The following is a 23,288-nucleotide window of genomic DNA, read 5'->3' as shown; positions in this document are numbered from 1 at the left end:
TACCAGGGGGCGGTTGGGTGGGGTCGCGGGGTTACCAGGGGGCGGTTGGGTGGGGTCGCGGGGTTACCAGGGGGCGGGGCGGGCGAGGGTCGGTGGGGTTGGCAGGTGGCGGGGGTTATTGGGGTTGGGTTTGTTGGTGCATGCGGGCGAATTCGGAGCGGAACTGGGGGCGGTCGGTGATTGGTTCGGACCAGGGGATGCGGACTTCTACTGGGCGGCCGGCTACCTGGGCTGTGAAGACGGCGGCGGTCGGGTCTAGGGCGGTGAGCTCTGCGGCGGTGGCGTCGGGCTGGTTGCCTAGGATCTGGACGATCTCCAGGGAGTGGCCGCCGTGGTCGGCGTTCATGTGCTTGAGCACTGCCTCGACGATGTCTGGGGTGAACGGGTGCGTCATGCGGCCTTCTGCTTTCTGCGGGTGGCGAGGGTGAGGAGCAGACCGGCTAGCAGCAATACGCCGCCTCCGATCGGGAGCCAGATGCCCGCACCACCGGTGTTGGCGAGGGAGCCTGTCGGCTTGGTTGGTGTGTCGGTGACCGGCGGCTGCGTCGTGGTCGGCGCGACCGTGGGCGTCGGGGTTGGCGTGGGTGTGGGTGTCGGCGTGGGCGTGACTGCCGAGGAGACCGAGAAGTTTGCTGTGGCGGTTAGTCCTGCGGGACCTGTCAGCGTTAGGACGTGTTTGCCGACGGGGAAGTCGGTTGGCACCTTCCAGGCGAAGCGGACCTTGCCGGCCGCATCCGCCTCCTGCTCGCCCAGCGTCGTACCAACGGCCGCAGCCTTCGCCGCGGCGAACTCCAACGGCACCCGTACGTCGAACGCGCGGTTCGCCGTCGATCGGTGATCCGCGCGCAGGTACAGCACGCAGCTGCGCGCGGTCTTCGTGCAGTCGGTCAGATCGTCCTTCGACTCCACCGTCACGGTCGTTCGAGCGACCAGATCGGTCCCGATCCGTACGACGATGTTCTCGGAACCGGCGTACGGATGGTTGGTGATCCACGCCGACTGCCCGCTCTTGCCGGTCATGTCAGCACCACCGATCGCGGGTGAGGCCGTCTGCCCTGCGCCGTTGTCGACCGCCGTCATCACGTAGAACCCGTTCGGCGCCGCGGCCGTGTTCTCGCGACTGTTCCGCAACCCGCTGACCTTGATCGCGAGCTGTGCGCCGGATGTCAGTACGAGCTTGCCACCGGCAACCGATAGCGCCTTGCCGTTCGCCGAGCTGACCGTCACCGTCTGACCATTCGCGTTGCTGAAGCTGAACTCCGGCGCATCCATCGCCGCATCCACTGCAGCCGACACCTTCTGCCCAGCCGGGAACCCGCTGCCCTCGGCAACCAATTCACCGCCCTGCTTCACAGCCGATGTCACCGCAACATGAGGATCAGCCCCAGCCACCGTCAGCACAGCAGCGGCCGACGTCGCCGACCCGGCCGCATTGCTGAACACCGCCCGGAACCGCGCCCCATTGTCAGCAGCCTGTACGGCGTCCAGCTTCAACGCGGTCGTCACCGCAGACGGCGACGCGATCGGCGCCCACGTCTTCCCCTCGTCACCGCTACGCTCCCACTGCACAGTCGGAACCGGCATACCGGTCGCCGCCGCCGTGAACTCAACGTTGCCACCAGCAACGACAAACAAACCCTTAGGCTGAGTCGTCACAACCGGCAGTACCGGCTGCGGTCCCGGCGTCTTGAAGGTGATCGCGCGGAACACATCCTGCGTCCGATCCCCGCGCAGGTCGATCACTTCGTTGTCCGAGGCAAGCGGTGAGTTGAAGCTCGCGAGGTAACAAGCCACCGCCTTGCAGTCGATCTTCACGCCCTCATTGGTGAACGTCACCGCCGTCTGCACGGAGGTCTCGAACGTCCCCGCCGCCGTCGTCACAACCCGCTGCGCCCCGGAGAACGGCGAGGGGTTCGACGAACCTGACGTCCCTTGCGGCGTCTGAGCGACGTACAGCGCACGGTTCGGTGCGTAGCCCGCGCCCTTGACCCGGACGGTCTGCCCGTCGCTCAAGTCAGCATGCGGCTCGACGGTCAGCACAGCCGTGCCGCCACCGAAGACGACCGGCTTGAGTAGTTCCTGCGGCGCATTCGGGGCAGCACCACCGGCCGCGTACGTCGCGATGCCGTACGTCCCCGATGCGGTATCAGCCGGCTTCACGTTCAGCTTGGCCTCGAAAGTGCCGTCCGGGTTCAGCGTGACGAACGCGGGATCCGACCCCGGGCGGGAGGTGTCCGGCAGCGCCCACTTCTGATCGAGCACGCGGCGCGCGCCAGCCGGCGCCCCCTCGGACGGTCGCCAGATCTTGTCGAAGCTGCCGAACACCACATACACACCAGCCGGCTTGCCAGGCGTCACCGGCGGCCGAGTCGACAGGTTCGACGCCGGGTCGAAGCCGCTGCCCCGAATCGTCGCCACCACACCAGCCGCCGGAACCGTACCCAGCGGCTTGCCATCCGGTCCCAGTACGTCGACCTTCGGCTGCCAGGTCGGCGTCGTACTCAGCCGAACCGCGAAGCTGACCGGATCGAGCGCCGTACCGGCCGCGTAGAAGCCGGCGAAGGCAGGAACGCCAGCTTCGGTCAATGTCGCCGGCGCGCCCACGACCGTCGCGACGCCGTCCTTGATCTCCACCGGCTTGGTCGCGAAGTCGAGCGCCGCGAGCTCGACATCGTCGTACGTCGTCGGCTGCCCAGTCTCCAGGCTCTTGCTGACCACGTCGGCGATGATCTTGCCGGTACTCCCGTTGAGCGCGATCCGCAGGTCGCGCACGGTCACCTCGAGCAGCGGATTCCCCGCCTGCGCCTCGTGCCCCTTGAAGTACACCCCACCCTCGAAGCCCACCTTGTCTGCCGTACCGGTTCCATTCGCAAACCGGAACGACCCATCGGTACGACGACTCGCGGGCGCCTGCACGGCGATCGACCCATGCGCGATCGGGCCCTCGACGTACGTGCGGAACGATGCCTTGAGCCCCCAATCGAGCGACCCGACCGGCGGTGGCGGGGTGGTCGGCGGCGTGTCCCCCGCAAACGTCACCTTCACGCCAAGCTCATGCGCCGCGTTGACCGCACCGCCGCCCGGATACGTGTAAACGCCGTAGTTGCGCGGATTCTCCGCAACCTTCTTCGTCTTCACCGTCAGCTCGAACGTACCATCCGGATTCAGCAAAACCATCCGCGGCTTCTGCGCCGGAAAGTCCGTCGAAACCTGGTCGTACGACGGCTGCGGCACCGCCCACTTCGTGTCGAGCAACGTCCGAGTCGTCGCGTCCGCCCCAGTCGACGGCTGCCAATTGTCCGCAAACGACCCGAACACCACGTACACGCCCGCAGGCTGCCCAACAGTCACCGGCGGCCGCAACGAGACATTCGCCGCCGGATCAAACCCAGACCCCTCAACCACCAACTCCTCACCCGGCGTGATGTCAGCCATCTTCGACACCACGATTTTCGGAGTGAACTCCGCGGCTGGGGTGGTCGTCGCGGGGGTATCGGCGGAGGCGTCGTCCGGAGCGGGAGTGGTCGTCGCGGGAGCGGGGGTGGTCGTCGCGGGAGCGGAGGTGGTCATCGCGGGCGTGTCGGCGGAGGCGTCGTCCGGGGCGGGTGCTGCGAACGCGGTCGGCGCGACGGCCGCGAGTGTGAGGCCCGAGGCAGCGATCACGGCGGCGGTACGGCGGCGCCAAACGCCCCGCGACCTTGCGAAACCGAGGCTCGAGGTTGCGCGGCCGGGGCGGCGGGTCATGCCGGGGTCTCCTTCTTGGCGGTCTTGCGGCGGGTGGCCAGGACGAGGGCGGCGCCACCGCCGAGCAGTACGACGGCGGCGATCGCGAAGCCGATGGCCAGACCGCCGGTGTTGGCGAGGCTGCCGGTCGGCTTGTCGTCCTTGCCGCCATTGGTGTTGTTGTTCGAGTTCGTGGGACTGCTAGTGGTGGGCTGACCAGACGGTTGGGTGCTACCTGCACCGGTGAAGGTGACTGGGATGAGGACGTCGGCGCTTCGGTCCGCGGTGCGGGTGTGGTCGGCTCGAGTGCCGATGGCGCAGCCGAGCGGTGCCGCCTTGTTGTCCAGGCAGTTGGTGAACTGGTCCTTGGCCTTCACGGTCAGTTGCACCTCGAACGAACCCTTGCCACCCGACTGGGTGAACGGGCGCGCCAGCCCCTCGCCGTACGACGGTGGGTTCGACGAGATCCACACCGACGAACCGGACTCGCCCTTCATGTCCACCCCACCGAGACACGGCGAAGGCAGTTGCCCTGGGCCCTTGTTTACGCAGAAGGCGACGTAGATGCCCTTGGACAGGTCGAATCCACTGCCGCGCACGGTCACCTTGGTGCCGGCCGGGTTCAGCCCGGTCGTCACCGATGCGGTCACGGTCTGCCCGTTCGGTCCGCTCGCCGCCTGCGCGGTCAGCGGCGAAAGCACGACCGCCCCCACGACGGCCAGCAACAGCCCCACCCGGAATCTCACACCGAACTCCTCACCTAATTCAGTTTGGTTAGGCTAACCTAACTCAAGTGACCCCACAATCGGGCCCGTCGGCCACCGCTCAGCCGCCGTTCTCGCAACGCTTCCGGGAACGCAGTCAGCTCATGCACCGCGACACCGGTGCGAGCGCCTACCTCGCTGCCCTGACCAAGGGGCACCTCGACCTGAGCGGGTACGCCGCTCTGGTCGCCCAGCACGCGGTGATCTACCGCGCCCTCGAGGAGCTCGGCGAACAACTCGCCGACGACCCGATCGCCGGCCGCTTCGTCTTCCCGGACCTGTACCGCTGCGAGTGGCTGCAGGCCGACCTAGAGCACCTCAAGGCCCGCGGTCTCCCGATCCCAGAGCCAACCCCGCAGACACTCCGCTACGCCGAGCGACTCCAAGAGCTCGCCACCTGGCCCGGCGGCTTCATCGCGCACCACTACGTCCGCTACCTCGGCGACATCGCCGGCGGCCAGTCGATCGGCCGCCAGGTCGCGACACACTACGGTCTGGTGCCCGGCGGGGACGGCGTACGGTTCTACGTCTTCGACAAGATCTCCCCGAAGCCGTTCCGCGAGAACTACCGGCGATTGCTGGACGAGACGCCGTTCGACGAGACCGAACAGCAGCAGGTCCTGGACGAGGTACTGGTTGCCTACCGCTACAACATCGACGTACTGACCGAGCTCGCCGAGCAGGTCCTCCCCCGCTATCCCCGGGTGGCGTCGTGACGCTCGACCTCTCCCGCGTCTCCCGTACGGCGATCCTCGTCGTACTGCTGCTGCTCGTCGCCGTCGGATGCGCCGGACCGGCCGCCTCGGCTGAGCAGCCGGCCATGGTCGATGCCTGCCGCCCACCGGTCAAGGGTTTCGCGGTCACCACGGATGGCGACGGCAAGCCATTGCCCAAGGCAACCACAGCACCGGCCACCGGCGCGGATCCGCACACGCTGACCGGGCCGGCCACGGCGACGCTGACCGACCACGCGATCCACCCGGTTGCGTCGACGGCCCAGCCGAAGCTGCCGGTGGATGTGAAGTCGTGTGACGGGAAGCAGGTGCAGGTCAAGGACGCCAGCCGGATCATCGCGGTCGACCTCTACGGCACGCTGGCCGAGATCGTGTTCAGCCTCGGGCTGGGCGACAAGGTCGTCGGCCGGGACACGTCGACCGGGTTCCCCGAAGCAGCTCATTTGCCCAAGGTGACCCCGAGCGCCCATGACCTGAACGCCGAGGCGATCCTGTCGCTGGACCCGACCGTCGTACTGACCGACAAGAGCATCGGGCCGCCCGAAGTCATCGATCAGTTGCGGGCATCCGGCGTACCGGTGATCTTCTTCTCCGACGCCCGGACCATGGACGGGATGCCGAGTCAGATCCGCGCGGTCGCGGGAGCTCTCGGCGTACCGGAGCGTGGTGAGGAGCTGGTCAAGCGGACGTCGGCCGAGATCACGTCTGCCCTGGCTTTGGCGCCGACAGGTGGACTCGGACATCAAAGGATGCCGCTGCGGATGACGTTCCTGTACATCCGGGGTACGGCGGGTGTGTATCTGATGAGCGGCCCGGGTTCCGGCGCGGACGCGATGATCAAGGCGATCGGCGGGATCGACACCGGGACCGATATCGGGCTGGACAAGTCGTTCGTGCCGTTGACGAGCGAGGCGCTGATCCGGGCGCAACCCGAGGTGATCATCGTGATGACCGAGGGGCTGAAGTCGGTGAAGGGGGTTGACGGGCTGCTCAAACTGCCCGGGCTCGGTCAGACACCGGCCGGTCAGCACCGCCGGATCATCGACATGAACGACACCGAACTCCTCGGCTTCGGCCCGCGCACCGGCCGAACCGTCGCCGCCCTCGCCAAGGCGGTCTACACGCCTTGAGCCGGTTACGTTCGGTTGGCCTGCTCGGCTTACTGACCGTTGCGTTGGTCGTGCTGGTGATCGTGGCCGCGGGAATCGGGCAGCTCCGGATCCCGCCGGCCGAGATCATCGGTTCACTACTGCACCGAATAGGTCTGGATGTTGGTCCGATGCCCAGTCATCCGCAGGGGGACAACGCGCTGTGGAAGGTGCGGTTCCCGCGGGTCGCGCTCGCCGTACTGGTCGGTGCCTCGCTGGCGACCGCGGGCGCATTGATGCAGGGCGTCTTCGGGAACCCGTTGGCCGAGCCGTCGGTGGTCGGGGTGTCGTCGGGAGCCGCGGTCGGGGCCTCGCTCGTCATCGTGACCGGGGTGACGTACCTCGGCAACTGGACGATCGCGACGGCTGCGTTCATCACCGGCCTCGGTACGACGTTGCTCGTGCACTCGTTGTCGCGAGCCGCCGGGCGTACCGAGGTGGTCACCTTGGTCCTGACCGGGATCGCGGTGAACTCGTTGGCCTTCACGCTGATCTCGTTCGCCACCTTCATCGCGAACACGAGCGCCCGCGAGCAGCTCGTCTTCTGGCAACTCGGCAGCCTGAACGGCGCCACCTGGCCGGCCGTGAGCGCGGTTCTGCCGTTCACCGTGGCCGGGCTGATCGCATCCGTCGTACTGGCTCGGCGGTTGGACCTTCTGTCACTAGGTGATCGGTCGGCGGGCCATCTCGGCGTGGACGTCGAGCGCCTGCGGCTGACCGTGATCGTCGTCGTCGCCCTGCTGGTCGGTGCGAGCGTCGCGTTCTCAGGAATCATCGGCTTCGTCGGTCTGGTGGTCCCGCACCTGATCCGGATGGTCGCCGGGCCAGGCCACCGGCTGCTGCTCCCAGCCAGCGCGTTGGGCGGTGCGGTCCTGGTGATCGTCGCGGATCTGCTGGCCCGAACGCTGATACGCAACGCCGATCTGCCGATCGGCATGATCACCTCACTCGTCGGCGCGCCGTTCTTCTTCTGGCTCCTGCGCCGCACCCGCACCCGCCAAGGAGGCTGGGGATGAGGCGCCGACTCCCGTCCCGACTGCCAACCGGTACGACGATCGCCGAGGCGCGCGATGTGTCGCTCACTCTCGGCGGTACCCGCATCCTCGACGGAGTCAGCCTGTCAGTCCGCACCGGCGAGGTACTCGCGTTGGTCGGACCCAACGGCGCCGGCAAGTCCACCCTCCTCAGCGTCCTCTCCGGTGACCACACCCCCGACGCGGGAACAGTCCACCTAGCCGGCCAACCCCTCACCCATTGGTCCCCCGTCGAAACCGCGATGCGCCGAGCGGTGATGTTGCAGCAGGCAACCATCTCCTTCCCGTTCACCGTCGCCGACCTGGTCGCCATGGGCCGCGCCCCCTGGTACGGGACCACCCGAGCGGACGACGACGAACCCGCCGTACAAGCTGCCTTGGAGACCGCCGACATCACCGAGTTCCGCGACCGAGCGTTCAGCTCCCTCTCCGGCGGCGAACGAGCCCGAGTCTCCCTAGCCCGAGCCCTCGCCCAACAGGCGCAACTGCTGCTCCTCGACGAACCAACTGCCGCATTAGACCTCCACCACCAAGAAGCAGTCCTCCAACTAGCCCGAGCCCGCGCCGCCCACACCGATGCAGTTGACGAGGGTGGTGTCGCGCGAGGTGGCGTCGCGGGTGCTGCTGGCCCCGAGGGTGGTGTCGCGGGAGGTGTCGGCCCCGAGGGCTATGCCTCGGCTGATGCGGTTGAGGGTGGCTATGTCGCGGGAAGCGGTCGCCCCGAACGCGGCGCGTCAGCTGATCCGGTTGACGGAGGTGTCGAGAGCCCGCCCGCCGGCGCTTCCCAGTCCAGCTCACGTCACGTGCCTCCACCTCCCGCACACACCTCCGGCGTCGCGGGCACGTCCGCCGGCGCAGGCTCACTCACCGGCACAGACTCGCTTGGCGGCGACTCCTACTCCGCGCCGAACCACGTGCCTCGACCGCCGGCGACTGCGCCTCATCACACTGCCTCCCCCGACCACACGAGTGGTGGCGGGGATGCGGTGGTAGTTGTTGTGCATGACCTGAATTTGGCGGCTGGTTATGCGGATCGGGTGGTGGTGCTTTCGGGTGGGAAGGTTGTTGCGGATGGGGCGCCGGGGGTGGTGTTGACGGCTGAGTTGCTTAGTGAGGTTTATCGGCATCCGGTGGAGGTGTGGGCGCATCCGGGGACTGGCGGTCCGGTGATTTTGCCGCGGCGCTGACGATGGGGTCGGTTTCGTCGTCGAACTCGCCGATGACCTGTTCGAGCAAGTCTTCTAGGGCTACTACGCCCAGCGGCTCAGCGCCGGTGCAGACCACCGCCAGCTGGGAGCGGTGGTCTCGCATGGTGCGGATGGCGGTGGCTACGGGGGTGTCGGGGGCCAGGTTGAGGGGCGCGGTCATCAGGTCGGCGGCTCGGAGCGTCGTACCGCCTCCGGTGGTGGCTCGGGCGGCGTCTCGGACGTGGACTATGCCGCAGATCGTCGTACCGGTCATGACGGCCAGGCGGGAGCGGCCTTCGCGGCGGCTGGTTAGTTCGACGTCGCGGGCTGAGGCGGTGGAGACGACGGTGGCTAGGCGGTTCATCGGGACCATGACCTGGGCGATGGTGATGTTCTGCAGGGCGAGCATCGCGGTCAGCAGATCGTGTTCCGGCGCCTCGAGAGTGCCGTGGTCGCGGGATGACTCGATCAGGAGGCGGAGTTCGTCGGGGCCGTGGGCGCTGGCTAGTTCGTTCTGCGGGGTGACGCCGACGAGGCGGACGCACAGGTTGGCGATCCAGTTCAGCGCGAGCAGGAGCGGGCGAACGACGTACGTGAAACCGCGGAAGGGCAGCGCCAGCGCCTGAGCCGCCCGCTCGGGGTTGCTGATCGCCCACGACTTCGGCGCCATCTCACCGAGGAGCACGTGCAGCAGACCGATCCCGCCGACCGCGATGATCAGCGCGATCACATGCCCCACGCCCTCGGGAATGTGCGCGAGCTCGAACAGGGGATGCAGCAGGTGCGCGACCGCCGGCTCACTCAGCGAACCAAGACCCAGCGTGCACAACGTGATCCCGAGCTGCGCACCCGCGAGCATCAGCGACAACTCGCTGATCCCCGCGATCGCAGCCCGCGCCGACCGGCTGCCCGATGCCGCGACCTCCTCGAGCCGATGTCGTTTGGACGCCACCAGCGCGAACTCGGCCGCCACGAAGAACCCGTTCAGCGCCAGCAATCCGACCGAGATGACCAGAGCGAGCGTCGTACTCATGCCAGCCGCTCCATCCCGACGAGACCGGGCACCCGGCGTTCCAACGTCTGTACGACGAGTTTGACGAACTCCACCGGAATCGGCCGACCCTCGTGGTCGAACCGGTGTGGGAGCTCCACGATGATCTCGTCACCGACCACCGGGATCCGGCCGAGCCGCGCCATCACCAGCCCGGACACTGTCTCGTAATCGTCGGACGAAGGCAGCGCCACCCCGGTCGCCTCCTCGACCTCGTCGAGCCGCCACCGCGCGGGCAGTACCCACGAACCGTCACCACCCTGGACCGGCGAGGTCTCGGGCAAATCGTCCTCATCCCGGATCGCCCCGACCAGTTCCTCCGCGATGTCCTCCAGCGTGACGATGCCCGCGAAGCCGCCGTACTCGTCGACCACGATCGCGAGCTGGCGGTGCGCCGTACGGAGCCGTTCCAGTACGACGGGCACCGGAAGCGTGGACGGTACGACGACCGGCGGCGAAGCGAGTGAGCCGACGGTCACGTGCGCGCGGTCGGCCGGTTCGACCTCGACGACATCGCCGATCGCGATCACGCCGACGACCTCGTCGACCGAACCCGCGATCACCGGGAACCGGCTGTGCCCGGTGTCCTGCAGCTCGACCACGCGCGTCAGCGGCTCGTCCTGGTGCACGGTGATCACGTCGACCCGCGGCCGCATCGCCTCGTCGGCGATCCGCCCGCGGAAGTCCAGACCGCGGTCGAGCAGTCGCATCGTGTCCTCGTCCAGCAACCCCTGCTCGTACGACGAGACGATGATCCGGTCCAGCTCCTGGGCGGTCGCCCCCTGCGGTAGTTCCTCGACGGGCTCGATTCCGACCCGGCGCAGAATCCGGTTCGAGGCGGCGTCGAACACTCGGATGATCGGCCCGGCGACGGTCAGGTACAGCAGCGTCGACCGCGACAACCGCAGCGCGATCGCCTCCGCCTTCGCGATCGCCAGGTTCTTCGGCGCCAGCTCACCCAGCACCATCTGGATCACCGTCGCGAGCAGTAGCGCGGCGATCACCGACACCGAAACGCTCACGGCCTCCGGCACCCCGGCCGACCCGAGCACCCCCTCGAGCCCCTCGCCCAGATACGGCTCCGCGAAGTACCCCGCCAGCAACGCCGTCACCGTGATCCCGACCTGTGACCCCGACAACACGAACGACAACCGCGACGTCACCCTCAACGCCCGCACCGCCGCCGCATCACCGCCGTCCGCGAGCGTCTGCAGCCGGTTCCGGTCCACCGCGACGAACGAGAACTCCTGCGCCACGAAGTAGCCGGTGGCAACAGTCAGCACCAGGATCAACCCCAGGCCGCCAAGAATCAGCATGCCTCGACCCTAGGTGATCACCCCACCGGGCCGACTGGGCGACACCAACGACAGGAGGTGTGGGGCCGCGCCGCGAGCCCGCCCGCTCACGGCGCGGCCGCCAACCTCTCGGCGGGCCGACACATCCTGTCGTTAGGGCCGGCTCTCCGACTTCTGCGCAGCCTCGATGGCCGGATCCTGCTCGTCCTCGTTCTGGACCTTCTTGAACTCCTTGAGCGCTTGGGCGGCGCCGCGGGTGAGTTCGGGGAGCTTGTTCGCACCGAACAGCAGCACCACGACGATCAGGATCACGACCCATTCGCCGCCCGCGGGCATCTCCAACTGCGGAACCATGACCAGCCTTCTTTCGATTAGTCCCCTCTCAAGCTACGTCGGGATCCGGACCGTAGGCTGGGCCATATGTCACAGGTTCTGCCCGAGGTTTTCGCCGCTGCGGTCCGCCGGGACGGCGCCGGCCCGCTGCTGACCTACTACGACGACGAGACGGGTGAGCGGATCGAGCTCAGCGCGCTCACGACGGCGAACTGGGTGGCCAAGACCGCCAACCTGCTCGTCGACGAGTACGACCTGGAGGCGGGCGAGACCGTCGCGATCGGCCTCCCGCCGCACTGGCTCGGGGTGGTCTGGGCGCTCGCGACCTGGTCGGCCGGGGCCTCGCTCACCTCGAAGACCGGCACGCTCGCGATCACCGGCCCCGACTTCAAGACGACCGGTGAGCGGGAGACGATCGCCTCCGCGCTCCTCCCCCTCGGCGGGCGATTCCGCGAACCGCTGCCGGCCGGCGTCCACGACTACGGCGCCGAGGTCTACAACCACCCCGACGTGTTCGTCCCGTTCGACTCCCCGACCGCCGACTCTTCGGCGTACGACGAACTCACCCACGCCGACCTGATCAGTACGGCGGAACCCATCGCCGACCGGATTCTGACCACTCAGGACCTGACGACCCGCGACGGACTTAGGGTCTTGATCGGGGTCATCATCGGTGGCGGCTCGATCGTCTTGTGCCGCAACCTGGACCCCACGAAGCTCGACCGCCGGGTGGCGGACGAGAAGGTCGATCGAGTGCTGGAGGACTAGGTGCGGTTCGAGGGGCGGGTGGCACTCGTCACGGCGGGTGCGCAGGGAATCGGGTCCGCGGTGGTACGGCGGTTCGTGGCCGAGGGTGGTTCGGTGGTGATCACCGATCTGCAGGAGGACAAGATCGGGGAGCTCGCGGCCGAGCTCGGTGAGCGGGCGATCGGGGTGCGCACCGATGTGACGAAGCGCGAGGATGTCGATGCCGCAGTGGCAGCGGCGGTCGAGCGGTTCGGTCGGCTGGATGTCGTGGTCAACAACGCCGGCGGCTGCATCGTCACGAGCGTTCCCGAGGACACGACCGACGAGGACTGGTTCCGCCAGCTCGACCTGACGCTGGTCGGCGCCTCGCGCTGCATTCAGGCGGCCCTGCCGCACCTGGTGGAGTCGCGCGGCAACGTGGTCACCATCAGCTCGGTCAACGGGCTGGCCGCGTTCGGCAATATCGAGTACTCGGCCGCCAAGGCCGGTCAGATCGCGATGACGCTGAACTACGCCGCCCGCTACGGCAAGCTCGGTGTCCGTTTCAATGTTGTTGCCCCCGGCACCATTAGGACGCCGAACTGGGACAACCAGCAGGAGACGCTGGAGAAGTTCAAGCAGCTCTACCCGCTGGGCCGGATCGGCGAGCCCGAGGACATCGCGGCCGCGGTCGCGTTCCTCGCCTCCGACGACGCCTCCTGGATCACCGGCCACACCTTGCCGGTCGAGGGTGGCGTGCTGGCCGGCCCGAACATGGTCGACCTCAGCACGTCGGGTCCGTTCAAGAAGGAGTACTGACCCGCCGCAACGCGTGCTCCTGCTCGAACCGGTTCCCGAACGTCCCCCAGCTCGCGGCAGCCTGCGCAAACCAGTCAGCCGCGGGCTCCCCGGCGTACTCGGCAAGCAGCGCTTGCGCAGTCAGTACGGCGTACTCCCGCATAGGCAGCAACGGCACCAGTACGTCGGTCAGCGCCGCGGCTTCATCCGGCAGATCCACGGCCAGAGCCGCGCGCACGAGAGTCGGCACCCGAGCGGGGAGCTCATGACTCCCCGGCAACTCGGTCAGACCGATCAAGCGGTCGAGGATCTCGCGGACACCTTCCTGGTCCCCGTCCAGCGCCCGGCCAGTGGCCGCGGGAGCAGCCGCGACCGCGATGATGTCCGGCCACCCCGCCGCGACGGCCAGTTCGTACGCTTCCTCGGCCGACGCGCGCCCCGCGGCAACCCCGGTCTCCAGCTCAGCGTGTGCCAGCGCGGCCAGTACCTCGATCCGCCGCAGCGTGATGAACGCCGGCCCCGGGTGATCGAGCTGGTCCCGACAGCGCCGCAGTACCTCGTCCGTCTGGCCGGTCTCCATGAGCAGCTCCAGGACCGTGCAGTTCATCAGCTGTTCCGGCTCGGCCAGCCCGCGCCGTACGGCGAACTCCTGCGCCTCCGCCAAGGTCGCGAGCGCGACCACCGGTCCCTCGATCTGCCAGAGCACGAACCCGTAGTTGAGCCACGTCACCGCCGCATCCCGGCCGTTTCCGCCGTCGAGCAGCGCGGCCAGCGCGTCCTTCATATCGACCAGACCGCCGGTGTCGCCCTCCCCGACCCGCGCCAGCCCGCGTGACTCAAGAGCTCGCAGCGGTACGGCGTACCCGTGCTCACGCGCCATCCGCAGCGCCCGGTTCGCCGTGTCGATCGAGTCGCCCCGGCGGCTGGCGACCATCTTGATACTGGCTTGTCCGGCCAGCGCGCCAACCAGGTCCTCGCTCGGCCCGAGCTCGGTCAGCATCGCGACCACCCGGTCGATCGTCGCCATGCTCTCCGCCATGTTGCTCATCACGTACGTCGACGCTCGCAACGCGCGCGCCGTACCGGCGATGTCACCCGTCGCCTCGAACCCGGCCACCGCGGCGTCGTAAGCGGCCCGCGCATCGTCGAGCCGGCCGGCCAGGAAGGCCGCCCAGCCCCAGCGCGTCAGCACCTCGGGCCGCTCCGGATCGTCGGCCGGGGTCAGCGCGAGCGCACGATCGAGCAGCGTCAGCGCCTGCGCGGTGTCGAAGTTCATCGCGAGCTCAGCGGCCCGGCGTTGATAGCTGCGCGCTCTCGGTGTGATCGTCGCGATCTGGCCCTGATCGTGACGTGCCACGGCGAGGTCGAGGGCGGTCGTCAGGTGATGCGCGACCGAGGTACTGGTGTCGGCATGCTGCTCCTCCAACCAGTCAGCAGCGGCGAGGTGTCGCGCAGATCGTGAGGCGCGGGGCAACTGGCTGTAGGCGACATCGCGAGTCAGCGCGTGCCAGAACTGGTATTCGTGCTGCCCGGACATCGACGACTGCCGGACCGGGCGGACAAGCTCCTTGCGAACCAACTCCTGCAATGCGCGGATGACCTGCTCGACCGGCTGACCCGACAACGCCGCCACCGCCTCAGCCCAGAAGGCCCGACCGATGACGGCCGCATCCGCGAGCAGGGCCTTGCGATCTGGGTCCAGGGAGTCCAGCCGGGCGGCGATGATCGCGGCAATCCCGGTCGGGAGGCTGCTTGCACAGGGCAACTCCGGGCCGCATTCGTTCATCATCCGGGCGAGTTCTTCGGCGTACAGCGGGTTGCCGTCGGCACGCCGGACCAGGAGGTCGCGGGTCTCGGGCGGGATCGTCCGGCCGGCGAGCATCCGGTCGAGTACCTGCTCGGTCTCGGCGACCGTCAGCGGCGAGACACCGATCGTCAACGCATTGCGCGTCCAGCCCGGCCCGCGTTCGAGGAGCTCCGGACGGGCGGTGACGATGATCAACAATGGCAGGTCGCTCAGCCACTCGGCCAGATGATCCAGGAACGCGAGCAGCGCGTCAGACGCCCAATGCAGATCTTCAAACACCAGTACGGCGGGGCCGTGGTCGGCGAACGTTTCGAGCACCTGCCGCCAGGCGGCGAAGGACTCCTCCGGACTGACCGAATCGTTGCTCTCAGCACCTATCAGCGGTCCGACCCGGGACCGCAGCCAGGCCCGGTCCGCATCACCGGGCAGAATCGCGTCCAGCTTGTTCGCAACCTCGGTGAGCGGGTCGGTGTCGAGAATGCCGGCCTGAGCCTTGATGATCTCGGCCACCGGCCAGAACGGCGTTTCGCCGTACGGCAGGCAGCGCCCTTCGCGCCAAGTGACGAGCTGATCGTCGACGACCCGCGCGAGCTCGGCGACCAGGCGGGACTTGCCGATACCTGGTTCGCCGAGGAGCGTGACGAACTGCGGTTGCCGCTCGGCCACGGTCTTCTCGAACGTGATGCGCACGAGGGTGAGATCACGCTCGCGACCGACCATCGGCGTACTGAGGTCACGGATGACATCGGCACCGAAGCGGGCTCGCGGCGTACCGGCCTGCCAGCGCTCGACCGGGTGACTGATGCCCTTGGCAACGACTGGTTCGAGAGGTTGGTAGCCGAAGACGCGACTGGTCGCGGCGTGCGCACCCGGGCCGACGACTACGGTGCCGATCGGGGCCGAGGTTTGGAGGCGCGCGGCCAGATTCACCACTAGACCGGTGACGAACGGCTCGCCGAGCTCCGGGCGGGCATTCAGCTGAACCAGCGCTTCGCCGGTCTCGATGCCGATCCGAACCTCGAGTGCGAGTTTCGCGACCGCATCGAGGATGGCAAGGCCCGCACGGACGGCACGCTCGGTGTCGTCCTCGCGGGACCGCGGTGCGCCGAAGACCGCCAGGATCGCATCACCGGCGAACTTCTCGACAGTCCCGCCATACCGCTCGACGGTGTCGCGCAGGGTCGAGTGGTACGGCGCGAGCCAGCCGCGGACGTCCTCCGGATCGGCGGACTCCGACGCGCTCGTGAAGCCGACAAGGTCGCAGAACAGCACCGAGACGACCTTGCGCTCCTCGGCTGGAGGCATGGTGGTCCCGGCCCGCCTCAGCCCTGGGCTTCGAGGCTGCGGATCCGCGCGGTCAGCGCCTTCAGCAGCGCCTGCGCGACATCGCCGTTCGCCTTCACGACCGGCGCGAACGCCAGCGCGGACAGGGCGAACGTGGTCAGTCCGTCCGGACCCGAGACCACGGTCGCGGACCGCGGCTGGCCGTCGATCAGGGAGATCTCGCCGAAGTAGTCGCCCGGTCCGAGCGGCTCCCGCTCGACGCCGTTGACCGACACCACGGCCGAACCCTCCAGCACGACCTGCAGACCGGCGTCGTTCGCACCCTGCTCGACCACGTGCCGCCCGGCCGGGACCTGCAGGTTCGTGCCCCGCTCGATCAGCTCGGACAGCGTCTCCTTGGACAGCCCCTCGAAGAGATCGACCTTCGCCAGGAACTGCGGCAAACTCTCGTGACTCATGGATCGCACCCCTCGATCGTTGCCCGCCCCCGCGGACAGCACTGTGAACTGCGGCACACAGTACAACCGCGAGGGAGCGTCCGGGAGGTTTTGGTCTGGATCAGAAGTTGAACCAGTACGCCACGCGCAGCGGCAGCCCCGAGACCGCGATCCCGAACCACACCCCGCGCCGTACCAGGCACCAACCGTGGTGCCCACGCCTCGCCTGCACCACGATCGCGCCCACCACGAGCAGCACCAGTACGCCGAGCACCGCGCTGCCGAAGACGGTCCAGCCACCGATCAGCGAGCCGATGCCAAGGGCCATCCACACCAGGCCGCCGATGAAGGACGCCGGGCTGTACGCCGAGTCCCGCGTCCGCCACGGTTGCCGGGGCGCCTCCGGCCGCAGGTACGCCGGCATGTCGTCGAACGCATCGGCCATGGCTCGGACTGTAGTCCCGCCCGGGATCAGCGGTTGGCCGGCCAGGCCTTCCAGGCCGAGGCGAACATCTCGTCCACGGTGTGGGTGTTCTTCCAGCCGAGGTCACGGGCCGCAAGCTCGCCCTGTGCAACCACGCGCGACGGATCGCCGGGACGACGCGGACCCTCGGTCGGCGTGAAGTCGATACCGGTGACCCGGCGAGCGGCATCCATGATCTGGCGGACCGACGTACCGGTCCCACTCCCCAGGTTGTAGACGGGCTCCAACGCCGTACCGGCCTCGAGAGCACGCGCCGCGGCCACGTGCGCGCGGGCGAGATCGGCGACATCCACGTAGTCCTTGACCGACGTACCGTCCGGGGTCGGGTGATCGGTGCCGTAGATCTGCGGCACCTTCCCCTGCGACAGCAGGTTGCAGACGATCGGGAACAGGTTGTACGGACTCGCGTCGTACACGGTCGGGTCGCCGGAGCCGACCACGTTGAAGTACCGCAACGAGGTGTGCTTCAACTCAGCCGCCTTGGCCTGGTCGCGCAGCAACCACTCCCCGATCAGCTTCGTCTCCCCGTACGGCGACTCCGGCGCCGGCTCGGTCGCCTCAGTCACCGTCTCGACTGTCGGCGTACCGTAAACCCCGGCGCTCGACGAGAACACGATGTTCTGCACACCCGTCTCATCCATCGCCTCCAGCAACGACACCATCGCCGTCACGTTCTGCGTATACGTGTGCAACGGCCGCTCCACCGACACCCCGGCGTACTTGAACCCGGCCAGGTGCACGACCCCGCTCACCCCGACCAGAGCCCCACGCACCGCCTCGATATCCAGCAAGTTCGCCTGCACGAACGGCACCCCGTCCGGCACGAACTCCGCCTTCCCACTGGACAGGTCATCGACCACCACCACATCGATGCCATCAGCAAGGAACGCCCGCACCACATGCGCCCCGATATACCCAGCCCCGCCACTAACCAGCCATGTCATACAACGATCTTCGCACCCCCATCCCAACCTCTTCCCGGAAACGGGCCGATCCCGTACCACTCCTCTCCGGTACGGCGGGGGTTCGCTCGAATGCGGCCGGTCTCGTGGGTGCCGGGTGCTCGCCGCTGCGGCCGGCTTACAGAGGAAGTGTGGCTGGCCGGGTCTGTGGCTGAGCTGCTTGGCGAGGTCGGCGACCGCCTGCACGTCGCCTGGGTCTGACGGGCTTCGGTTGCGGTAAGAGAGCTGAGTGGAACAAATGTGCCCGCAGGTGACGAATAGTTGCCCCAAACCCCAGTAACGAAAGGCGAAACGGCGCTTTGCGGACGATCACTGCCGCTCCGTGGCAGCAGGTATCCGTGAACTCGCAGAAACCACCGCCACGGTCACCCTGCAACCCGCCTCGCCATCAGCAGCAACCACAGCCCGTCAACCCCAGGCAACCTCCACCCAACCGCCGACCTCATCTCTCAACCGCAACCCAAGCCCGTCCGCCCCAGGCAACGTCCACCCGACCGCCGACCTCGCCAACCGGCCCAGCCACAGGTGACCCCCACCACACCCCTTCTGTAAGCCGGCCGCAGCGGCGAGCAACCCACCGCCGTACGCCCCCGGCCGCATCCGAGCGACACCTCGCCGACCCAGCTCGTTAGTCGGTAATTTTTGGGTGCTATTTGCCCTTTTCTTTCCGATCAACGCGGGCCCGCAACGAGCGACGGCAGGAGGCCTCGCGGGGGTGCGAGGCATCCTGCCGTTTCGTCGGTCTAGGCAGTTACGTTCCGATGGCTGTTTTCGACTTGGGGCGGAGGAGGAAGGCGCCTAGGTAGAGGACTGCGGCGATGATCAGGAGGCCGTGGAAGCCGATGATCAGGGCGGCGTACTCGAGGCAGCCGCCGAGCATGGCGCCCAGGAGGTTGGCGCCGAAGGAGGCCGTGCCGTCTTCGGTGTCGGTGAAGCGTTTGGCGAAGATGACGTTGGCGGCGAAGATCGGGGTGAAGGCGATGATCACCGCGACCAGGGCGCGGAGGCCGACGGGCATCGAGAGTAGCCAGTCGTCGGGGAAGATCCAGGACAGGACGAGGCCGCCGAACAGGATCGCGAACATCACCTTCGTGGGTGGTGTTCGGAACCGTCTGGTGACTTCGACGGCGGCGAGCACCGCCACGAGTACTCCGGCGAAGACGATGGCGTTGACGACCCACGTCGTACCGAAGAGCAGGGCGAAGCCGGTGATGCTCTTGGTTTCGAGGAGCATGAAGCCGGCGCCTAGCAGGAAGAGGTCGGTGTAGGGGCGCATGCGCTTGTACGACGATCCGCCGCCCGCGATGCCGACGCCGACCACGCCCGCGACGAGGATCAGCCCCAGGGTGACCAAGTAGAGGGACGGGATGCGGTCGGTGAACAGGTACAGGAACGGGCGGTTGTCGGTGGCCGGCGGCGGGGTGACCGACGAGGCGCCGGCCCATTCGCCCTGGCAGTTCTGGTCGTTGGCGGTGAGGCCGACGGTGACGACGGCCTGCTGCAGGGAGTCGCCGACCTTGTCCACGCAGGGCTTGTGACCGAAGGCCTTTTCGGCGGTCAGGGCGAGGCGGTCGATCAGCCAGGTCTCGCGGTAGTAGTTGTACATCGCGAACGCGCCACCCGGGTTCAGGTGGTCACGGGCCGACTCGAACGCTTGCTGGGTGAACAGGTAGCTCTCCAGGCGCAGCGAGCTCGCGCCGTTGACCAGGGTCAGCGAGTCGGGCAGTGCCAGCAGGATCAGGTCGTACTTCTTGTCGGTCCGGGACAGGAACGCCCGCCCGTCGTCGATGTGCGACGACACTCGCGGGTCCTGGTACGGCCGGTCCGGGTGCAGCGCCTTGCCGATGTCGCGGATCTCCGGGTCGATCTCGACCGCGTCCACATGGGTCGCGCCCTTCTTCAGCGCGATCGCGACATCCGAACCCGAGCCGGCCCCGATGATCAGGACGTTCTTCGGCTCCTTACCGACGTTCGCCCGCGCGTACGGCAGTCCGTACTGCGGCTCCCACTGCAACCGGGCATCCGCCGGGATCGCCTGCTGATGCGGTACGCCGTTCACCGTGATCGTCAGCAGCGGCACACCCTCGAACGAGGTCTTGGCCGTCTGCACCTTGTAGTACGGCGACCAACTGTTCTCCGACTTGGTCGACTCGTTGAACAGCACCCCGACCATCACCAGCAACGGCGCGAGCACCAACGCAGCACTCAGTACGGCGGCCACCAGCGGCTGCGGGGCAATCCCGCGCGACCGCGGAATCATCAACCCGGCAAAGACGACTGTGACGATCAGTCCCCACCAGATCGGCGGTGCCCCCAGGAACGACAGCCCGGTGAAGGCGATGATCCCGATCAGCGAACCGACCAGATCAAACCGGTACGCCGTCAGTCGCGGCAGCTCGGTGAAGCATCGGCCGACGAGTTCCGCGGGACCGGCGAGCACCACGGCCGCGGCGATGAACACGATCGGCAGGATCACCCAGACCGGCGGACCCGTCGTACTGAGGCTGGTGAAGTAGATGACGCTCGACGACGAGCCGCGGTTGACGGTGACGGGTTTCCACGCGATCACCAGAACCAGCAGGCCGAGCATCACCGGCGAGTAGTACGGCAGCCGTTTGGCCCGGCCGGAGCGCAGGATGCCGATCCCGATTCCGAGGAAGGAACCGAGCAGCACGAAGTTCGAGAAGTAGCTGAGGTGGACGACGTTCGAGCCGGTCCAGCGAATCAGCGCGAGCTCGGTGAACAGCATCAGCGCGCTGGCCGCCACCAGCCGGGTCCGGACCCCGAAGGGGCTCGGCCAGTTCGTTGTCGTGACCTGTTCCGTGGAGGAGTCGACTGCCATGTGGCGCGACGTTACCCGAATCACAGTGTGCTACGTCACCCCAGTCCCGCCTCCGGTGGAGTGACCACCGGAAGCGGGCAGCGGTTGCGCCTACTTGGCGAGGAGGCAGCCGGACTTGTTGAGGTCGATGGTGCGGGTGGCGGACAGGCAGGTGTAGAACCACCAGGTCTGCTGGCCGTACGCCGCTCCTTGGTCGACCGTGATGTTGCCGGCGGCGTCGACCTCGCACGGGTTGTTCAGCGTGCAGCGGCCACCGTCCTCGTTACCGGTGTTGTTGACGCCGATGACCTGGCCGGACGAGGTGCTCACGATCGGCGAACCCGACGTACCGCCGATGGTCTCGCAGCCCGGCTGGCGGTACTTGATCGAGCTCTCCATCGTCCAGCTGGCCTCGCGCAGCTTGTAGATCGTCGACTGCACCGAGCAGGTGTAGATGCGCTTCCAGTAACCGGAGACAACGGCCATCCCGGCGCCGGCAGCCGGCGCGGACTGGGACAGCGTCAGCGCCGGAACGCCAAGCCGGGACTGGATCGCGGCGTACGTCTCGGTGAGCCGGTACAGCGTGACGTCGGTCTTGGTCATCGTCGCGTACAGGACCCGGTTGGCCCGGACGGTACCGGCGTTGCTCCCGCTCGGGCGCAGCAGCGTGAACGAGCGGCTGGACGCGCGGTCCTTGATGACGACGCCCGCGCCGGGCATACCGCCTTCGTAGCAGTGACCGTTGGTCAGAATGAGCGCCGGATCGGTCGACACCGAGGACGCGAACCGGACCAGCGATCCGGAGCAGTTACTGAGCGCGGCGATCCCGGTGAAATCGCCACCAGGGGCCCGGACCGCAGCGGGCGCAGGGGCGGGGGCGGGCGCCGCCTGCGCGGCGCTGAGGCCGGTCAGGGTGATGGCCGTGGCCGCGGCGACGGCAAAAAGAGGACGGAACAGTTTCATGGGGGGCGGATCCTCACTGTCGATTTGGGCACCTACCAGATAACCGATCTCAGCCCCCGAACACCATCACAACCGTGTGAAATCACCTGATCACCGGGTGTACGCAGGGGTTTTCCTGCGCTCTGTGCCTACCCTGCTACTCTTCGTTTTCGCACCCGCTCCGGCTCGAACCATCCCGTCCTCCGGCACGTCGTACCAGGTGACCGTGGGGACGGCGCGGTACGGTCGGCAACAGCCCGCCCGAGCCGAGAACGGAAGGACCTCATGCCGCAGGAGAAAGCAGACCTGCGCAACCTCAGCGAGCCGGTGCGGTTCAAGCGGGCCCTGGCACTGCTGTTGATGACCCTGGTGCTGCCGGGGTCGGCGCAGATCGTGGCAGGCAGCAAACGCGCCGGGCGCTGGGCCTGGCGGATCATCGCGGGCCTGCTCGCGATCGTCATCTTCCTGGTCATCCTGGGACTGATCTGGCGCTCCGGGACCATCAACCTGATGGCCCGCCCGGGCACCCTGCGGATCATCCAGGTGTTGCTGATCCTGCTGGCGATCGGCTGGGCCGCGTTGTTCGTGGACGCGTACCGGATCGCCCAGCCGATGACGCTGGAACGCAACCACCGGCTCGCGACGAGCATCCTGGACGCCGTACTGGTGTTCGTGGTCGCCGGTGCGCTGATCTGGGCCAGCGCGTTCGTGAACACGCAGCGCGACTTCGTCGCCAGCGTCTTCGGCAACGGGCAGAAGTCCAAGGCCGAGCACGGCCGCTACAACGTGCTGCTGATGGGCGGCGACTCCGGTGCGGACCGGATCGGCACCCGGCCGGACAGCATGACCGTGGCCAGTATCGACGCCGACACCGGCCGGACCGTCCTGATCGGCCTGCCGCGCAACCTGGCCAAGGTGCCGTTTCCCGCCGGTACGCCGATGGCCAAGCAGTTCCCGAACGGATTCCAGTGGAGCAAGTGTGCCGCCGAGTGTCTACTGAACGCGGTCTACACCTACGCGGCCGGCCACAAGAACCTGTTCCCCGGCGACCCCAACCCCGGTGAGACCGCGACCACCCAGGCGGTGTCGGCGGTCACCGGGCTGAAGATCAACTACTACGTGCTGATCGACCTGGCCGGCTTCCGCGACCTGCTGAACGCGGTCGGCGGGATCACCCTGGACATCGGCAAGCGGGTCCCGATCGGTGGCGGCAGTTCGCCGATCAAGGGGTACATCGAAGCCGGTAAGAACCAGCACCTGGACGGGTACCACGCGCTGTGGTTCGCCCGGTCCCGGGCCGAGTCGTCGGACTACGAGCGGATGACGCGGCAGAAGTGCGTGATGTCTGCGATGCTGAACCAGCTGTCACCGCAGACCGTGCTGACCAAGTTCCAGGGCATCGCGGCGGCCAGCAAACAAGTGGTCAAGACCAGCATCCCGGCCGGTGAGCTGGGGACCTTCACCGACCTCGCGCTGGACGCGAAGAAGCTGCCGGTGTCAAGCTTCTCCGCGGTCCCCCCGTTGATCCACACCGGCAACCCGGACTTCGACCTGATCCGTACCAAGGTCGCCCAGGCGATCCAGAAATCCGAAGCGCTGGACAAGGCCGCCTCCGAAGGAGACGGTAAGACCACCGAACCGCCGAAGAGCACGTCCACCAAGAAGCCGAGTACGCCGGCGAAGAAGCCGACGACCTCACCGACCAAACCCGCCAACGACGTCGACGACGTCGCTTCGATCTGTAAGGCCTGACCTGAT

At 67.7% G+C, this 23,288-nt stretch carries 19 protein-coding genes; 7 read left to right on the top strand and 12 right to left on the bottom strand.

The window, feature by feature from the left end:
• Window positions 1-115 precede the first annotated feature (115 nt).
• The 3 genes from ABD231_RS26405 to ABD231_RS26395 are packed head-to-tail and all read right to left on the bottom strand — an operon-like array spanning window position 116 to window position 4,469.
• Complete coding sequence (locus tag ABD231_RS26405; protein WP_344157485.1) at window positions 116-394, bottom strand: DUF2470 domain-containing protein; 279 nt, start codon at window positions 392-394, stop codon at window positions 116-118.
• Window positions 391-3,744, bottom strand: coding sequence for an HtaA domain-containing protein (locus ABD231_RS26400; RefSeq protein ID WP_344157482.1), 3,354 nt, complete (start codon window positions 3,742-3,744; stop codon window positions 391-393). The genes ABD231_RS26405 and ABD231_RS26400 overlap by 4 nt, the downstream gene beginning before the upstream one ends.
• Window positions 3,741-4,469, bottom strand: a complete 729-nt coding sequence (locus ABD231_RS26395; protein WP_344157479.1) for a hypothetical protein — start codon at window positions 4,467-4,469, stop codon at window positions 3,741-3,743. The genes ABD231_RS26400 and ABD231_RS26395 overlap by 4 nt, the downstream gene beginning before the upstream one ends.
• Window positions 4,470-4,516: 47 nt before the next feature.
• Between ABD231_RS26395 and ABD231_RS26390 the strand changes: the two genes are divergently transcribed.
• The 4 genes from ABD231_RS26390 to ABD231_RS26375 are packed head-to-tail and all read left to right on the top strand — an operon-like array spanning window position 4,517 to window position 8,590.
• Window positions 4,517-5,203 carry a biliverdin-producing heme oxygenase gene (locus ABD231_RS26390; RefSeq protein ID WP_344157476.1) on the top strand — a complete coding sequence of 229 codons (687 nt, stop codon included), beginning with the start codon at window positions 4,517-4,519 and terminating at the stop codon, window positions 5,201-5,203.
• Window positions 5,200-6,351, top strand: coding sequence for a heme/hemin ABC transporter substrate-binding protein (locus tag ABD231_RS26385; protein ID WP_344157473.1), 1,152 nt, complete (start codon window positions 5,200-5,202; stop codon window positions 6,349-6,351). Before ABD231_RS26390 ends, ABD231_RS26385 begins: the two co-directional genes overlap by 4 nt.
• A complete protein-coding gene (locus ABD231_RS26380) occupies window positions 6,348-7,385 on the top strand; it encodes a FecCD family ABC transporter permease (RefSeq protein WP_344157470.1) in 1,038 nt (345 codons plus the stop codon). Before ABD231_RS26385 ends, ABD231_RS26380 begins: the two co-directional genes overlap by 4 nt.
• The gene (locus ABD231_RS26375) at window positions 7,382-8,590 is read left to right on the top strand and encodes an ATP-binding cassette domain-containing protein (protein WP_344157467.1); all 1,209 of its coding nucleotides are present in this window, start codon (window positions 7,382-7,384) and stop codon (window positions 8,588-8,590) included. Before ABD231_RS26380 ends, ABD231_RS26375 begins: the two co-directional genes overlap by 4 nt.
• On the opposite strand, the gene ABD231_RS26370 is transcribed toward ABD231_RS26375, so the two are convergent.
• The 3 genes from ABD231_RS26370 to ABD231_RS26360 all read right to left on the bottom strand — a co-directional run bounded on the left by ABD231_RS26370 (window position 8,511) and on the right by ABD231_RS26360 (window position 11,290).
• Window positions 8,511-9,623 (bottom strand): hemolysin family protein, encoded by a 1,113-nt coding sequence (locus tag ABD231_RS26370; protein WP_344157464.1) that lies wholly within the window; start codon window positions 9,621-9,623, stop codon window positions 8,511-8,513. The two genes, ABD231_RS26375 and ABD231_RS26370, sit on opposite strands and share 80 nt — an antisense overlap.
• Window positions 9,620-10,957 carry a hemolysin family protein gene (locus ABD231_RS26365; RefSeq protein WP_344157461.1) on the bottom strand — a complete coding sequence of 446 codons (1,338 nt, stop codon included), beginning with the start codon at window positions 10,955-10,957 and terminating at the stop codon, window positions 9,620-9,622. The genes ABD231_RS26370 and ABD231_RS26365 overlap by 4 nt, the downstream gene beginning before the upstream one ends.
• A 132-nt stretch (window positions 10,958-11,089) precedes the next feature.
• Window positions 11,090-11,290: a twin-arginine translocase TatA/TatE family subunit gene (locus tag ABD231_RS26360; RefSeq protein ID WP_344157458.1), complete on the bottom strand. Its 201-nt coding sequence runs from the start codon at window positions 11,288-11,290 to the stop codon at window positions 11,090-11,092.
• Between the two features lie 66 nt (window positions 11,291-11,356).
• Between ABD231_RS26360 and ABD231_RS26355 the strand changes: the two genes are divergently transcribed.
• Complete coding sequence (locus ABD231_RS26355) at window positions 11,357-12,037, top strand: TIGR03089 family protein (protein ID WP_344157453.1); 681 nt, start codon at window positions 11,357-11,359, stop codon at window positions 12,035-12,037.
• On the top strand, window positions 12,038-12,814 hold the full coding sequence (locus ABD231_RS26350) for an SDR family NAD(P)-dependent oxidoreductase (RefSeq protein ID WP_344157450.1): 777 nt from the start codon (window positions 12,038-12,040) through the stop codon (window positions 12,812-12,814).
• On the opposite strand, the gene ABD231_RS26345 is transcribed toward ABD231_RS26350, so the two are convergent.
• From ABD231_RS26345 to ABD231_RS26320, 6 genes are all read right to left on the bottom strand, one after another.
• Complete coding sequence (locus tag ABD231_RS26345; protein WP_344157447.1) at window positions 12,798-15,905, bottom strand: ATP-binding protein; 3,108 nt, start codon at window positions 15,903-15,905, stop codon at window positions 12,798-12,800. The genes ABD231_RS26350 and ABD231_RS26345 overlap by 17 nt on opposite strands.
• Before the next feature lie 17 nt (window positions 15,906-15,922).
• The gene (locus tag ABD231_RS26340; protein WP_344157444.1) at window positions 15,923-16,342 is read right to left on the bottom strand and encodes a cyclic nucleotide-binding domain-containing protein; all 420 of its coding nucleotides are present in this window, start codon (window positions 16,340-16,342) and stop codon (window positions 15,923-15,925) included.
• A gap of 100 nt (window positions 16,343-16,442) precedes the next feature.
• On the bottom strand, window positions 16,443-16,766 hold the full coding sequence (locus ABD231_RS26335) for a hypothetical protein (protein ID WP_344157441.1): 324 nt from the start codon (window positions 16,764-16,766) through the stop codon (window positions 16,443-16,445).
• 26 nt (window positions 16,767-16,792) lie between these two features.
• A complete protein-coding gene (gene galE / locus ABD231_RS26330; RefSeq protein ID WP_344157438.1) occupies window positions 16,793-17,749 on the bottom strand; it encodes a UDP-glucose 4-epimerase GalE in 957 nt (318 codons plus the stop codon).
• A 769-nt stretch (window positions 17,750-18,518) separates the two neighbouring features.
• Entirely contained in the window at window positions 18,519-20,609 is a 2,091-nt protein-coding gene (locus ABD231_RS26325; protein ID WP_344157435.1) for a spermine/spermidine synthase domain-containing protein, read from the bottom strand.
• 90 nt (window positions 20,610-20,699) lie between these two features.
• Entirely contained in the window at window positions 20,700-21,551 is an 852-nt protein-coding gene (locus ABD231_RS26320; RefSeq protein WP_344157432.1) for a S1 family peptidase, read from the bottom strand.
• A 264-nt stretch (window positions 21,552-21,815) separates the two neighbouring features.
• On the opposite strand from ABD231_RS26320, the gene ABD231_RS26315 reads away from it, so the two are divergent.
• A complete protein-coding gene (locus ABD231_RS26315) occupies window positions 21,816-23,282 on the top strand; it encodes an LCP family protein (RefSeq protein WP_344157429.1) in 1,467 nt (488 codons plus the stop codon).
• Window positions 23,283-23,288: the final 6 nt, after the last annotated feature.

Origin of the sequence: Kribbella yunnanensis (assembly GCF_039529655.1) — a bacterium.
GTDB classification, from domain to species: domain Bacteria; phylum Actinomycetota; class Actinomycetes; order Propionibacteriales; family Kribbellaceae; genus Kribbella; species Kribbella yunnanensis.
This window is presented reverse-complemented; position numbering and strand designations above follow the sequence as displayed.

Coding starts and splice junctions, on each gene's coding strand:
- ABD231_RS26335 (WP_344157441.1), bottom strand. CDS start 16,766: ATGGCCGATGCGTTCGACGACATGCCGGCGTACCTGCGGCCGGAGGCG.
- ABD231_RS26325 (WP_344157435.1), bottom strand. CDS start 20,609: ATGGCAGTCGACTCCTCCACGGAACAGGTCACGACAACGAACTGGCCG.
- ABD231_RS26365 (WP_344157461.1), bottom strand. CDS start 10,957: ATGCTGATTCTTGGCGGCCTGGGGTTGATCCTGGTGCTGACTGTTGCC.
- galE (WP_344157438.1), bottom strand. CDS start 17,749: ATGACATGGCTGGTTAGTGGCGGGGCTGGGTATATCGGGGCGCATGTG.
- ABD231_RS26315 (WP_344157429.1), top strand. CDS start 21,816: ATGCCGCAGGAGAAAGCAGACCTGCGCAACCTCAGCGAGCCGGTGCGG.
- ABD231_RS26345 (WP_344157447.1), bottom strand. CDS start 15,905: ATGCCTCCAGCCGAGGAGCGCAAGGTCGTCTCGGTGCTGTTCTGCGAC.
- ABD231_RS26320 (WP_344157432.1), bottom strand. CDS start 21,551: ATGAAACTGTTCCGTCCTCTTTTTGCCGTCGCCGCGGCCACGGCCATC.
- ABD231_RS26340 (WP_344157444.1), bottom strand. CDS start 16,342: ATGAGTCACGAGAGTTTGCCGCAGTTCCTGGCGAAGGTCGATCTCTTC.
- ABD231_RS26400 (WP_344157482.1), bottom strand. CDS start 3,744: ATGACCCGCCGCCCCGGCCGCGCAACCTCGAGCCTCGGTTTCGCAAGG.
- ABD231_RS26370 (WP_344157464.1), bottom strand. CDS start 9,623: ATGAGTACGACGCTCGCTCTGGTCATCTCGGTCGGATTGCTGGCGCTG.
- ABD231_RS26360 (WP_344157458.1), bottom strand. CDS start 11,290: ATGGTTCCGCAGTTGGAGATGCCCGCGGGCGGCGAATGGGTCGTGATC.
- ABD231_RS26355 (WP_344157453.1), top strand. CDS start 11,357: ATGTCACAGGTTCTGCCCGAGGTTTTCGCCGCTGCGGTCCGCCGGGAC.
- ABD231_RS26405 (WP_344157485.1), bottom strand. CDS start 394: ATGACGCACCCGTTCACCCCAGACATCGTCGAGGCAGTGCTCAAGCAC.
- ABD231_RS26375 (WP_344157467.1), top strand. CDS start 7,382: ATGAGGCGCCGACTCCCGTCCCGACTGCCAACCGGTACGACGATCGCC.